The sequence below is a fragment of the Xanthobacter sp. SG618 genome, from assembly GCF_012932745.1.
GTDB classification, from domain to species: domain Bacteria; phylum Pseudomonadota; class Alphaproteobacteria; order Rhizobiales; family Xanthobacteraceae; genus Xanthobacter; species Xanthobacter flavus.
Genome location: NZ_JABBHL010000001.1, coordinates 423,081 through 435,567, shown reverse-complemented (window position 1 = coordinate 435,567; position 12,487 = coordinate 423,081). Strand labels below are relative to the sequence as shown.

The 12,487-nt window shown below is 69.3% G+C and carries 9 protein-coding genes; 6 read left to right on the top strand and 3 right to left on the bottom strand.

Annotation, left to right across the window (positions count from 1 at the left end):
* The first annotated feature begins 12 nt into the window (after positions 1-12).
* The 3 genes from glmU (at position 13) to FHT36_RS02090 (ending at position 4,653) form a co-directional block, all read left to right on the top strand.
* Positions 13-1,383 carry a bifunctional UDP-N-acetylglucosamine diphosphorylase/glucosamine-1-phosphate N-acetyltransferase GlmU gene (gene glmU, locus FHT36_RS02100; RefSeq protein ID WP_169120707.1) on the top strand — a complete coding sequence of 457 codons (1,371 nt, stop codon included), beginning with the start codon at positions 13-15 and terminating at the stop codon, positions 1,381-1,383.
* Positions 1,384-1,532: 149 nt separating this feature from the next.
* Entirely contained in the window at positions 1,533-3,356 is a 1,824-nt protein-coding gene (gene glmS / locus FHT36_RS02095; protein ID WP_169120705.1) for a glutamine--fructose-6-phosphate transaminase (isomerizing), read from the top strand.
* A gap of 118 nt (positions 3,357-3,474) precedes the next feature.
* The gene (locus FHT36_RS02090; RefSeq protein WP_169120703.1) at positions 3,475-4,653 is read left to right on the top strand and encodes a diguanylate cyclase; all 1,179 of its coding nucleotides are present in this window, start codon (positions 3,475-3,477) and stop codon (positions 4,651-4,653) included.
* A gap of 12 nt (positions 4,654-4,665) precedes the next feature.
* On the opposite strand, the gene FHT36_RS02085 is transcribed toward FHT36_RS02090, so the two are convergent.
* Together FHT36_RS02085 and recG are read right to left on the bottom strand one after the other, a co-directional pair.
* Entirely contained in the window at positions 4,666-5,118 is a 453-nt protein-coding gene (locus FHT36_RS02085; protein WP_246701976.1) for a YbaN family protein, read from the bottom strand.
* Between the two features lie 17 nt (positions 5,119-5,135).
* Entirely contained in the window at positions 5,136-7,229 is a 2,094-nt protein-coding gene (recG, locus tag FHT36_RS02080) for an ATP-dependent DNA helicase RecG (RefSeq protein WP_169120699.1), read from the bottom strand.
* Positions 7,230-7,372: 143 nt separating this feature from the next.
* On the opposite strand from recG, the gene FHT36_RS02075 reads away from it, so the two are divergent.
* From FHT36_RS02075 to FHT36_RS02065, 3 genes are all read left to right on the top strand, one after another.
* Positions 7,373-8,032, top strand: a complete 660-nt coding sequence (locus FHT36_RS02075; protein ID WP_169120697.1) for a protein-L-isoaspartate(D-aspartate) O-methyltransferase — start codon at positions 7,373-7,375, stop codon at positions 8,030-8,032.
* Positions 8,033-8,132: 100 nt separating this feature from the next.
* Complete coding sequence (locus tag FHT36_RS02070) at positions 8,133-9,407, top strand: alpha/beta hydrolase (RefSeq protein WP_229644614.1); 1,275 nt, start codon at positions 8,133-8,135, stop codon at positions 9,405-9,407.
* A gap of 389 nt (positions 9,408-9,796) precedes the next feature.
* The gene (locus tag FHT36_RS02065; protein WP_246701975.1) at positions 9,797-10,801 is read left to right on the top strand and encodes a M23 family metallopeptidase; all 1,005 of its coding nucleotides are present in this window, start codon (positions 9,797-9,799) and stop codon (positions 10,799-10,801) included.
* Between the two features lie 68 nt (positions 10,802-10,869).
* Here the strand turns inward: FHT36_RS02065 and FHT36_RS02060 are convergent, their stop codons facing one another.
* Positions 10,870-12,378 (bottom strand): carboxypeptidase M32, encoded by a 1,509-nt coding sequence (locus FHT36_RS02060; protein ID WP_169120693.1) that lies wholly within the window; start codon positions 12,376-12,378, stop codon positions 10,870-10,872.
* Between the last annotated feature and the right edge of the window lie 109 nt (positions 12,379-12,487).

Below are 12,487 nucleotides of genomic sequence, written 5' to 3'. Positions count from 1 at the left end.
GGAGGAATCGCGATGAGTGACCGGAGCCTGCTCGTGGTGGTGCTCGCCGCCGGGGAAGGGACGCGCATGAAGTCGCGCCTCCCCAAGGTGCTCCACAAGGTCGCCGGCCGCACCATGCTTCATCATGTGCTGGCGGCGACCCGCGCCGCCGGCGCCACGCGCACCGCCGGCGCCACGCGCACCGCCGTGGTGGTCGGCCCCGGCCGCGAGGATGTCGCCGCAGAGGCGACTCGCATCGTGCCGGACGCGCAGGTGTTCGTGCAGACCGAACGGCTCGGCACAGCCCACGCCGTGCTCGCCGCCCGCGCCGCGCTGGAGCAGGGCGCCGACGATGTGCTCGTGCTCTATGCCGACACCCCGCTGGTGCGCCCCGAAACGCTGGCCCGCCTGCGCGCGCCGCTGGCCGAGGGCGCTGCGGTCGCCGCGCTTGGCTTCGAGCCGGAAGATCCCACCGGCTACGGCCGCCTCGTCACCTCCGGCGACGAACTCGTCGCCATCCGCGAGGAGAAGGACGCGACCGCCGCCGAGAAGGCGGTTCGCTTCTGCAATGCCGGGCTGATGGCGCTCTCGGGCAAGGAGGCCCTCTCCATCCTTGACCGGATCGGCAACGCCAATTCCAAGGGCGAATATTATCTCACCGACGCCGTGGAAATCGCCCGTGCAGACGGGCGCTCCGCCGTTGCGGCGAAGGCGGACGTGGACGAGGTGGCCGGCGTCAACAGCCGCATCCAGCTCGCCGAGGCCGAGGCCATCCTGCAAAAGCGCCTGCGCCTGTCCGCCATGGCCGAGGGCGTCACGCTGATCGCGCCGGAGACGGTGTTCTTCTCTGCCGACACCGTGCTCGGCCGCGATGTCATCGTTGAGCCCCACGTGGTGTTCGGGCCGGGCGTCACGGTCGGCGACGATGTGGTGATCCACGCCTTCTGCCATCTTGAAGGCGCGCAGCTTGCGCCCGGCGTCTCCATCGGCCCCTATGCGCGGCTGCGGCCGGGCACGCGGCTGGATGAGGGCGTGCGCATCGGCAATTTCGTGGAGACCAAGGCCGCCCATATCGAGAGCGGGGCCAAGGTGAACCACCTGTCCTATGTGGGCGATGCCCATGTGGGCGCGGGAGCCAATCTCGGCGCCGGCACCATCACCTGCAATTATGACGGCTTCTTCAAGTATCGCACCGAGATCGGCGCGGGGGCCTTCATCGGCGTCAATTCCGCCTTGGTGGCTCCGGTGACGATCGGCGCGGGGGCCTATGTGGGGACGGGTGCCGTCATCACCTCCGACGTGCCGGAAGATGCGCTCGCCATCGCCCGCAGCCGGCAGGTGGTGAAAGAGGGCTGGGCCAAGGATTTCCGCGCCGCGCGGGCCGACGCGAAGAAGAAGGGCTAGCCTTCGCCTGACACCAACGGAAAGGCGATGTGATTCCGGCCTTGGCTCCTTGCGGGTTAGGAACGGTCCATTCAGTTTTTGCAGTGCACCTTGGGCGCGACTGTCAGCCGGGCCCAATCAGGGCGCCACCAACATCGGAGCTAGATCGCATGTGCGGGATCGTCGGCATTCTGGGCAAGAGCGCCGTCGCGGACAAGGTGGTCGAATCCCTCCGGCGCCTGGAATACCGCGGCTATGATTCCGCCGGCATCGCGACACTGGAGAACGGGCACCTCGAGATCTGCCGCGCCGAAGGCAAGCTGCGCAATCTCGAGAACAAGCTCGACAAGCACCCGCTCAAGGGCCACGCCGGCATCGGGCACACCCGCTGGGCGACCCACGGCAAGCCCTCCGAGCGCAACGCCCATCCCCACGGCACCAAGCGCGTGGCGGTGGTCCACAACGGCATTATCGAGAATTTCCGCGAGCTGAAGGAAGACCTCAAGGCCGCCGGCGTCGTCTTCAGGAGCGACACGGACACCGAGGTCGTCGCCCAGCTGGTGGACCGCGAACTGCTCTCCGGCAAGGAGCCGGTTGCGGCTGTTGCGGCGGTACTGCCGCGCCTCAAGGGCGCCTTTGCGCTCGCCTTCCTGTTCGACGGCAAGACCGACCTGATGATCGCCGCCCGCCGCGGCTCCCCGCTCGCCATCGGCTACGGCAATGGCGAGATGTTCCTCGGCTCGGACGCCATCGCCCTCGGCCCGTTCACCGATCGGATCGCCTATCTGGAAGAAGGCGACTGGGCCGTGCTCACCCGCGAGGGCGCGGAAATCCGCGACGAGACGGGGCGCATCGTCGAGCGCGCCGTGCAGAAGGTGCCGGCCGGTGCCCTCCTCGTGGACAAGGGCAACCATCGCCACTTCATGGCGAAGGAGATCTACGAGCAGCCGGAGGTCATCTCCCACACCTTCGGCCACTATCTCGACCTCGCCGACGAGACCGTCTCGCTGCCCGAGCTGCCGTTCGACGCCAAGGAGGTGCAGCACATCTCCATCACCGCCTGCGGCACGGCGCTCTATGCCGGCGCGGTGGCGGAATACTGGCTGGAGCGTTTCGGCCGCGTGCCGGTCTCCACCGACATCGCATCCGAGTTCCGCTATCGCGAGACGCCGCTGGCACCGGGGGGCGTCACCATCGTCATCTCCCAGTCGGGCGAGACGGCGGATACGCTCGCTTCGCTGCGCTACGCCAAGGAGTGCGGGCAGAAGGTGGTGGCCGTGGTGAACGTGCCCACCTCCACCATCGCCCGCGAGGCGGACGTGGTGCTGCCGATCCTCGCCGGTCCGGAAATCGGCGTCGCCTCCACCAAGGCCTTCACCTGCCAGCTGGCGACCCTCGCCTGCCTGTCCGTCGCGTTCGGCCGCGCCAAGGGGGTGCTGTCGGCGGAGGATGAGCACAAGCTGGTCCGTGCCTTCATGGAAGTGCCCCGCCTGATGACCGAGGCGCTGAAGCTCTCGCCCGAGATCGAGGTGCTGGCCCGCACGCTGGCAAAGGCGCGGGACGTGCTCTATCTCGGCCGCGGCACCAATTATCCGCTGGCACTGGAAGGCGCGCTGAAGCTCAAGGAAATCTCCTACATCCACGCCGAGGGCTATGCCGGCGGTGAGCTGAAGCACGGCCCCATCGCGCTCATCGACGAGAAGATGCCCGTGGTGGTCATCGCCCCCCATGACCGCATCTTCGACAAGACCGTCTCCAACATGGAGGAGGTGGCGGCGCGCGGCGGCAAGATCATCCTCGTGACCGACCCCAAGGGGGCGGAGGCCGCGCCGGTGAATGCGGTTCAGAAGCTGATCCTGCCGGAGATGCCGGCGACCGTGTGCCCCATGGTCTATTCCATCCCGGTGCAGCTGATCGCCTACCATACGGCCGTCATCATGGGCACGGACGTGGACCAGCCGCGCAACCTCGCCAAATCCGTAACGGTGGAATAGGCGGTGACGTTGCGCAATCCGCCCGCAGGCGTCTGAAAAGTGTTGCGCCGGACCTCGATTCGGCGCCTTGATTCTCTGAGTTTAGCCAACGCTTGAGCTTGGGTCCGGACGCCGGTCGATGCCTGCTGCGACCTTCCCGATCGTCATGAATGCCGTAGTGGCGGCGCTGTTCGCTGCGAGCTACCTCGCGCTGGCGCTGCTGCACCGTGGCAATACGGCCCCCCTGTGGTTCGCCGCCAGCTTCGGCGCCATCGTCATCACGCCGCTCGCGTTGCTGGCGCAGTCCTACACCGGCTGGGTGGTCTTGTTCGCGCCGGTGATCTACCTGTCCTTCGCCGCCTGCCTTATCCTGATGGTGCCGGGACTGGCGGTGCTCTATCGCAAGCCCATCCCGTGGGGGCTGGTGACGGTGCTGGGCATCGTCACCGTCGTGAGCGCCGCGCTGGCGCTGCAACTGCCGGTCAACACGCTCGTGCGGGTGGTGAGCTACCAGACGCCGTTCGTGCTCGCGACGGCGGCGAGCTGCTGGGTGGTGCTGCGCGACAGCCCCCGCCGGCTGCGTGATCTTCTCCTCGCCGGCCTGTTCGCGCTGCTGTGCATGCACGTGCCCCTCAAGGCCGCGCTGGCGATCAGCCTGCACACGGGGCCGCACCAGATCAATTACATGGATACGCCGTTCGCGGTAGTGGCCCAGATCAGCACCGGCATCCTGATGGTCGCCACCGGGCTGCTGATTCTGGTGATCTCGGTGCTCGAACTGGTGCGGGAGACGCTGGAGGTGGCGGATACGGATGCCCTGTCCGGTCTCCTCAACCGCCGCGGGTTCGAGCAGCGCGCCTCGGACCTCGTGCACGGGCGGACCGGGGCGGCGCCGTTCGCTCTGCTCCTCATCGACATCGACCACTTCAAGGCCATCAACGACACGTTCGGCCACGGCGTGGGCGACCAGACCATCCGCGGCTTCGGCGACATGCTCCAGCACACGCTGCCGCAGTCCGCGCTCATCGGCCGGGTGGGCGGCGAGGAGTTCGCCATCCTGCTGGAGCGCGCTTCGCCCGAGATGGCGCGGCTGCAGGCGGAATCTGTGCGCCTCGCCATCATCGGCCATGACGATCCGGACGTGCCGCCCTTCACCGTCAGCATCGGCGTTGCGCTGGCCTCGCGGGAAGAGCCGCTGCTCGCCACGCTGGAGCGGGCGGATGCGGCCCTCTACGAGGCGAAGCGCTCCGGTCGCAACCGGGTCTGCTGCGCGGAGGAGGAAACACTCCCCCACAACGTGGTCCCGCTGCGCCGCTGAGGGAGCCGCGCGCTACCGGTTCGGCCGCGTCGCGATGAACACCGCAAGCACCGTGAACAGCACGCCGAGAAAGGCGAGCACGAAGGTCGGCGCGCCCAAATACCAGCTGCCGGTGAAGGTGCCGATGAAGCTCGACAGGGCGAACAGCTTCACCATGGGCGGGATCGCCCCGGTTTCCCGCCAGCGCACGACGCCGGGGCCGAGCCAGCGGTGATTGAGGAGCCAGACCTCGAATTTCGGCGACGAGCGGGTGAAGCACCAGGCGGCGAGGATCAGGAACACCGTGCCCGGCAGCATGGGCACCACCATGCCGATGGCGCCGATGACGAGGAAGACGAAGCCGGCCGCGAACAGGAGCTTGCGGTAGATCGCGTCGCGGCTCCAGCGCCCGGCGGCCAGTGTCTCGCTCTGCGTCAGCCGGGTGTCCTGCGGGGGCGGGGGAGGGGCATCGTCGTCGGCGGCCATGGCCGGACCATGGCGCCTCATCCGGCGGAGAGCAAGCGCACCGCCGCATCCCGCTCTTGCAGGTGCAGCAGCGTGTGCAGCACCCGCGCGGACGGCAAAGCGAGATCGGGATCGGCCCGCACCTGCGTCGCCGCGGCGTTGCGCGCAGCCTCAACCTCGCCGCCGTGCCATTCCATGCGCGCGAGCCGGAAGCCGGGCAGGCCGCTCTGCCGCGTGCCCAGCACGTCGCCCTCACCGCGCAGGCGCAGATCCTCTTCCGCGAGGCGGAACCCGTCCTGGCTCTCGCGCAGGATGGCGAGGCGCGCCTTCGCCGTCTCGCCCAGCGGGTGACGGTAGAGCAGCAGGCACACGGACGGCTTGTCCCCGCGCCCGACGCGGCCGCGCAGCTGGTGCAGCTGGGCGAGGCCGAAGCGCTCGGCGTGCTCGATGACCATCACGGTCGCCTCGGGCACGTTCACGCCCACCTCGATCACGGTCGTGGCCACCAGCAGCCGCGTCTCGCCGCGGGCAAAGCGGCCCATGGCCTCGTCCTTGGCGGCGCCGGACATGCGGCCATGCACCAGCCCGACCGATGCGCCGAAGATGGATTGCAGCGTCTCGTAGCGTTCCGTCGCTGCGGCGAGGTCGGAGGTGTCGGTCTCTTCCACCAGCGGGCAGATCCAGTAGGCGCGGGCACCGGAGGCCAATGCCCGGCCGACCCCGGCCACCACCTCGTCCAGCCGGTCGAGGGGCAAGGCGCGGGTGTCGATGGCCTGCCGGCCCGGAGGCTTCTCGCGCAGCTCGCTGGAGTCCATGTCGCCGAACAGGGTGAGGACGAGGGTGCGGGGGATGGGCGTCGCCGTCATCACCAGCATGTCGACCGCCTCACCCTTGCGCGCCAGCGTCAGGCGCTGCTCGACGCCGAAGCGGTGCTGCTCGTCCACCACCGCAAGGGCGAGGTCGTTGAACACCACGTCGTCCTGAATCAGGGCATGGGTGCCGATCACGAGATCGGTGCGGCCGAAGGCGAGTTCCGTGAGGATGGCCTCGCGGGCGCGGCCCTTTTCCCGGCCGGTGAGGATGGCGGTGGAGAGCCCTGCGGCCGCGGCCAACGGGGCGATGGTTTCCAGATGCTGGCGGGCGAGGATCTCGGTGGGCGCCATCAGCGCCGTCTGCCGGCCGGCCTCGGCCACCGTGGCGGCGGCCATCAAGGCGACAACCGTCTTGCCGGAGCCGACATCGCCCTGAAGCAGCCGCAGCATCCGCGTGTCGGCGGCGAGGTCCGCCCGGATGGCGGCGATGGCCTGCTCCTGCGCGCCGGTCAGCCTGAAGGGCAGGGCATCCGCGAGGCGGGTGGCGATGTGTCCGTCGCCCACCGTGGAGCGCCCGCCGGCCTTCTCCTCCTGCGCCCGCACGAGGGCCAATGTGAGCTGGTGCGCCAGCAACTCGTCGAACGCGAGCCGTCGCCATGGCCCGCCGGCCGGCGTCGCCTCATGCGGCGAGGCTGGCTTGTGGATGCGCATCAGCGCGTCGCGGAAGGAGGGCCAGCCGCGCGCGGCGCGCAGTTCGTCCGGGATCCACTCGGGCAGATCCGGCACGCGCTGGAGGGCGGCCTCGATGGCCCGGCGCAGATGGCCGGAGGCGAGGCCCTCCACCAGCGGATAGACCTGTTCCACCGCCGGCAGCCGCTCGACCCCAGCGGCATCGAGGATGCGGTCGGGATGGGTCATCTGCCGCATCCCGTCATAGAGGGAGATGCGGCCACACAGCCAGCGCTTTGACCCCACGGGCAGCATCCGCTCGATGCGCGCGGGCTCAATCTTGAAATGCACCACGACCATGTCGCCGCTGGCATCGGAGACATAGGTGCGGTGCGGCGCCCGGCTGCCGGGCGGGGGCGGCTGGTGGGCATCCACCGTCACTTCCACCGTCACGTCGGTCTCGGGAATGGCTTCCGCGAGCAGGGGGCGGGCGCGGCGGTCCACGAAGCCGGACGGCATGTGGAACAGAAGGTCGATCACCCGCGGCATGTCCCGACCCAGCAGGCGCGCATACGGCTTCATCAGCTTGGGGCCGATGCCGGAGAGGCTGTCGAGCGGCGCGAAGAGGGGGGACAGGACATCGGGGCGCATGGCGGCGCGAGGGTGTCCGATCGGCCGTTGCGGCGCAAGCCGGGGCAGGGCGCGCCGGATGGGAAGATGGTGGAAAGGCACCGGCTGGAGATCGGCGGCAATCTGCTATAGGTTTCAACAGTTAGGCGGAGATGGACACCGGAATGAGTACCGGCGAGGGCGACGGCGAGCAGGCGGAACGTGCGGCCTTCATCCTCCGGCTGCGCCAGCGTGGGATCAGGGATCTCGCGGTGCTGCGCGCCATCGAGCTTGTGCCGCGGCCGCTGTTCGTGGATCCCATGATGCGCCGCCACGCCTATGACGACGTGGCGCTGCCCATCGCCTGCGGCCAGACCATGTCGCAGCCGAGCCTCGTCGCCGCCATGACGGAAGCCCTCGGCGTCACCGCCGACCAGACCGTGCTGGAGGTGGGCACCGGCTCCGGCTACCAGGCCGCCGTGCTCTCCCATCTCGCCGCCCGCGTGGTGACGGTGGACCGCTATCGTTCCCTCGTCAGCGAGGCGCAGACGCGGTTCGAGGTGCTCGGCCTGCGCAACGTCACCGCCTATGTGGGAGACGGCATGAACGGCATGCCCGCCCGGGCGCCGTTCGATCGCATCCTCGTCACCGCAGCGGCAACCGACATTCCCGCGGCACTGATGGACCAGCTCAAGCTCGGCGGCGTCATCGTCGCGCCCCTCGGTGCGCCGGAGGAGGTGCAGACGCTGGTTCGCATCGTCAAGGAGCAGTCCGGCCGCAGCCGCACCGACCTGATGAAGGTGCGCTTTGTACCGCTCGTTCCGGGCGCGGCGGCCACACTCTGAGCGAAAGCAGCGCTTTCACGGTGTCGTGGTGCCGACGCCCGTTGCGGGGGCGCGAGCCCTCGTCTATCGGATCGGGAGTTGCGTTCCGGGGGATCAAGAATTGAAGGTCGTTTCCGGCCGTGGGCGGCATGTTCTGGCGTGTGCGCTGCTGTTCGGCCTGCTGACAGGCTGCGCCGGGCGCCCTGATGGCGCGCTCATTCCCGTGCCCGATGCGGTTCCCGGCACGTCCCGCGTGGACATGGTCGTCGCTACCGTCCGTGAGCGGTCCGATGGCCCGGACATCTTCAACGGCGAGCGCGCCCGCACGCCGAGCTATGCCGAGATCGAGGTCTCCATTCCGCCCGCCGGCGCCCGCAAGATCGGCGACGTGCAGTGGCCACGGAGCATTCCCGGTAACCCAGCGACGGACTTCGTCACCACCAAGCTCGACGACCTGACGCAGGATCAGGCGATCACGTGGTTCCACAACCGCATCAACCGCACACCCGGCCGGCAAGCGCTGGTGTTCGTGCACGGCTACAACCAGCGCTTCGACGATGCGGTGTTCCGCTTCGCCCAGATCATCCACGATTCCGGGGCGCCGGTGACGCCGGTGCTGTTCACCTGGCCCTCGCGCGGCAGCCTGCTCGCCTACGGCTATGACCGCGAAAGCACGTCCTTCTCGCGGGATGCCCTCGAGCGGCTGCTCACCTTCATGGCCAAGGACCCGAACGTCGGCGAGATTTCGATCCTCGCCCACTCCATGGGCAACGTCGTGACGCTGGAGGCGCTCAGGCAGATGGCGATCCGCAATGGCCGCATCCTGCCCAAGATCAAGTATGTGATGCTGGCGGCGCCGGACGTGGACGTCGACGTCTTCTCCACCTTCTTCAACGAGATCGGCAAGACCAGCCAGCGTCCGGATTTCACCCTCTTCGTCTCGCAGGATGACAGGGCACTCGCCGTGTCCCGCCGGGTTTGGGGCGACGTGCCGCGTGTCGGCGCCGTGGATCCGGAGCAGGAGCCGTTCCGCACCGAGTTCGAGAAGAACAACATCAACGTGGTGGACCTGACCAAGCTCAGGACCAACGATCCCCTGGCCCACGGCAAGTTCGCCGCGAGCCCGAAGGTTGTGCAGGCCATCGGCGCCCGCCTTGCGGAGGGCCAGACCATGACCGACTCCCGCGTCGGCGTCGGCGAGCACATCATCAAGGCCACCTCGGACGCCGCCGCAACCGTCGGCACCGCCGCCGGCCTCGTCATCGCCGCGCCCGTTGCAGTGGTGGACGAGAACACCCGCTCCCACTACGGCCAGCATGTGAACCAGCTGGGCCGCTCGGTGTCGGACACCGCCGAGAGCGGCGCCAGCGTGGTCACCGCCCCCAAGGGCAACTGACGAAACGGCAGGTCGGGGTCTCCGACCTGTTGCAGGTTTGTCACGGGGGAGTCGAAAGTTCGGCAGGACGACGCCGAAGATGCGCCATTTAAGCCGCCGTTTACGCATGGGCCCCTTAACTGCGGGCCGTAATGTTTGCGTGCGAGTTCGGTCACATGCGTACTTCCTGCGGGACTCACGGGCGTAACGTCTTCGCGCGGCTGGCACTGATCGGGCTCGTGTCCGGAACGGTCGCAGGCTGTAGTTCGGATACGCTTCGCTTTTCTGCCGACTCTCCCCAGCCGCCGGCCGGGACCCCCGTCGCGGGCTATCAGGGCCAGCCTGGGGGCTATCCGCCTGCAGGCAGCGGGGATGTCACCGGCTCCCTCGGCTCCGGCCGTGTGGAAGCCATGCCGGCGCCCCCGCCGGGTCAGGCCGCCGCGCCCGGCTACCAGCCCTCCTCCTACGCCTCGACCGGCCCGGGCCAGCCGCTCTACGGCGCGCCCGGCTACGCGGCTGCGCCCGCCGCGGCTCCGGCCGCCCGCGGCCCCACGGCCGGCACCCATGTGGTGGTGGCCGGCGAGACGCTCGGCTCCATTTCGCGCATGTACAACGTCTCGGTGGCGTCGCTGACCATCGCCAACAACATCCCGGCCGGCGGCACCGTCCGCACCGGGCAGACGCTCATCATTCCGCCCGGCGGCAATGGCGCGTCCCAGGCCAAGGCCGCGCAGGCTGCTGCCCAGACCACCGCCGCCGCCAAGCCGCCGCAGCTTGCCGCTGCGGCTCCGGTCGCCAGCACGCTGCAGGTTCCCGGCTCGACGAAGCCTGCCACGGTCGCCGCCGCGCCGGCTCCGGCGCTGACTGCCGCTCCTGCCGCCAAGCCGACCCCGGCCACCGCTGCCGCCAAGCCCGCCGGCTCTGCCCCGACGCAGGCGGTCGCCAAGTCCGCCGCGCCCGAGCCCAAGGTCGAGACGGCCGCCAAGGTGACCCCGGTGGAGGATGCGGACGATGGCCCGCGGGCTTCCGGCTCCGGTCCCCAGTTCCGCGCTCCGGTGCGCGGACGCGTCATCGCCTCCTTCGGTCCCAAGCCCGGCGGCGCCCACAATGACGGCGTGAACTTCGCCGTGCCGGAAGGCACTGCGGTGCGCGCTGCGGAGGACGGCACCGTGGCCTATGCCGGCAACGAGCTGAAGGGCTACGGCAACCTCGTGCTCATCAAGCACGCGGATGGCTACGTGACCGCCTATGCCAACAACAGCGAACTGACGGTGAAGCGCGGCGACACCGTGCGGCGCGGCCAGATCGTGGCCAAGGCCGGCCAGAGCGGCAATGTGGGTTCGCCCCAGCTACACTTCGAAATCCGCAAGGGTTCGACCCCGGTGGACCCGAGCCGCTACGTCGCCGGTCTCTGACGCGGGCTTCATCCCAAAACGAGACGGCCGGGCATCTGCCCGGCCGTTTTGCATTTGGGGGATGCGCTTCAGGCTGCTGCCGAATGCTCCATGTCGCCGCCATAGCGCCGGCGCAGGTGAGCCTTGAACACCGAGGCATCGAGCGGGCGCCCGGTGGCGCGGGTGAGCAGTTCGTCCGTCTCCAGCAGCGAGGCCTGACCATGCACGTTCACGCGCAGCCACGCCAGCAGGGGCGCGAAATCCCCCTTGGCGATGCCGGGCAAAATGCCGGGATCGGCGCGGCAGGCGGCATCGAACAGCTGCGCGGCGGTCATTGCGCCGAGCGTGTAGGTGGGGAAATAGCCCCAGCCGCCGCCCGGCCAGTGGATGTCCTGGAGGCAGCCCAGCCGGTCGTCGGGCGGCGTCACGCCGAGCAGGGACTTCATCCCGTCGGCCCACGCGCCGGGCAGGTCGGCGAGCTTCATCTCGCCGCCGATCAGCGCCTTCTCCAGCCGGTAGCGCAGGATGACGTGGGCGGGGTAGGTCACCTCGTCCGCATCCACCCGGATGAAGCCGCGCTCCACCTTGGTGTAGAGCCGCCACAGGGCATCCGCCTCCCAGGCCGGGCCGGAGCCGTTGAAGGCGGCGCGCATGCGCGGGGCGGCGAAGGTGAGGAATTCCCGGCTGCGGCAGGCCTGCATCTCCATGAGCAGCGACTGGCTCTCATGGATGCTCATGGAGCGCGCCTGCCCCACCGGCTGGTGGATGTAGTCCTGCGGGCGGCCCTGCTCATAGAGCGCGTGGCCGGTCTCGTGCAGCACGCCCATGAGGGCGCGGGAGAAGTCGCTCTCGTCGTAGCGGGTGGTGATGCGTACGTCGTTGTCGGCGCCGCCGCAGAAGGGATGGGCGGAGACATCCAGCCGGCCGCGCTCGAAATCGAAGCCCACCGTCTTCATCAGCTCCAGCCCAAGCTGGCGCTGCGCCTCCACGGCGAAAGGGCCCTCCAGCGCGGGCGTCGCCGGCCGGCGAGCCTGGATCTCCAGCACTTCCTCGGTGAAGCCGGGCAGGAACTGGGCGAGGTCGTCGAACAGCGCATCGATGCGCGCCGAGCGGCCACCGGGCTCGTAGCCGTTGAGCAGGGCATCGTAGGGGGAGAGGCCGAGCTTCTCGCCTTTCACCCGGCCGATCTCGCGCTGGAGCCGAAGCACCTCCTCCAGATAGGGCAGGAGGGCCGGGAAGTCGGCGTCCGCCCGCGCCTTGCGCCAGGCCATCTCGCAGCGGGATGAGGCGCGGCTGGAGGCCTCCACCAGGTCGGCGGGCACGGCCGTGTCCACGGTGAAGCTGCGGGTGATCTCGCGCACATTGGCGCGCTCCCACGGGCCGAGGTCTTCGCTCTCCGACGCGGCGATCCAGTCGCCGATGCGCGGGTCGGTCGCCATGTTGTGGTGGAGCACGCGCAGCAAGGCGAGGCTCTCCGCGCGGGTGGAGGCGGCCCCCTTGGGCATCATGGTGTCGCTGTCCCACTGGAGGATGCCGATGCCGTTGGCGAGCGCCGCGGCACGGTCGAAATGGGCTGCGAGGTCGGAATAGGCCGTCATGGCGCGATCCTGTTGGCTCTGGGGCCGGGAAAAGGGCCAAGACGGTAGCCAAGCGGAGCCGGCAAGGAAAGGCCGGACGCTGAGCCCCATTTGTCCGGACAATCCTCCC

Excerpts from the sequence above, each read along its gene's own strand:
- glmU (WP_169120707.1), top strand. The coding sequence starts at position 13 with ATGAGTGACCGGAGCCTGCTCGTGGTGGTGCTCGCCGCCGGGGAAGGG.
- FHT36_RS02085 (WP_246701976.1), bottom strand. The coding sequence starts at position 5,118 with ATGGCCGCCGACGACGATGCCCCTCCCCCGCCCCCGCAGGACACCCGG.
- recG (WP_169120699.1), bottom strand. The coding sequence starts at position 7,229 with ATGCGCCCCGATGTCCTGTCCCCCCTCTTCGCGCCGCTCGACAGCCTC.
- FHT36_RS02065 (WP_246701975.1), top strand. The coding sequence starts at position 9,797 with ATGCCGGCGCCCCCGCCGGGTCAGGCCGCCGCGCCCGGCTACCAGCCC.
- FHT36_RS02075 (WP_169120697.1), top strand. The coding sequence starts at position 7,373 with ATGAGTACCGGCGAGGGCGACGGCGAGCAGGCGGAACGTGCGGCCTTC.
- glmS (WP_169120705.1), top strand. The coding sequence starts at position 1,533 with ATGTGCGGGATCGTCGGCATTCTGGGCAAGAGCGCCGTCGCGGACAAG.
- FHT36_RS02090 (WP_169120703.1), top strand. The coding sequence starts at position 3,475 with ATGCCTGCTGCGACCTTCCCGATCGTCATGAATGCCGTAGTGGCGGCG.
- FHT36_RS02060 (WP_169120693.1), bottom strand. The coding sequence starts at position 12,378 with ATGACGGCCTATTCCGACCTCGCAGCCCATTTCGACCGTGCCGCGGCG.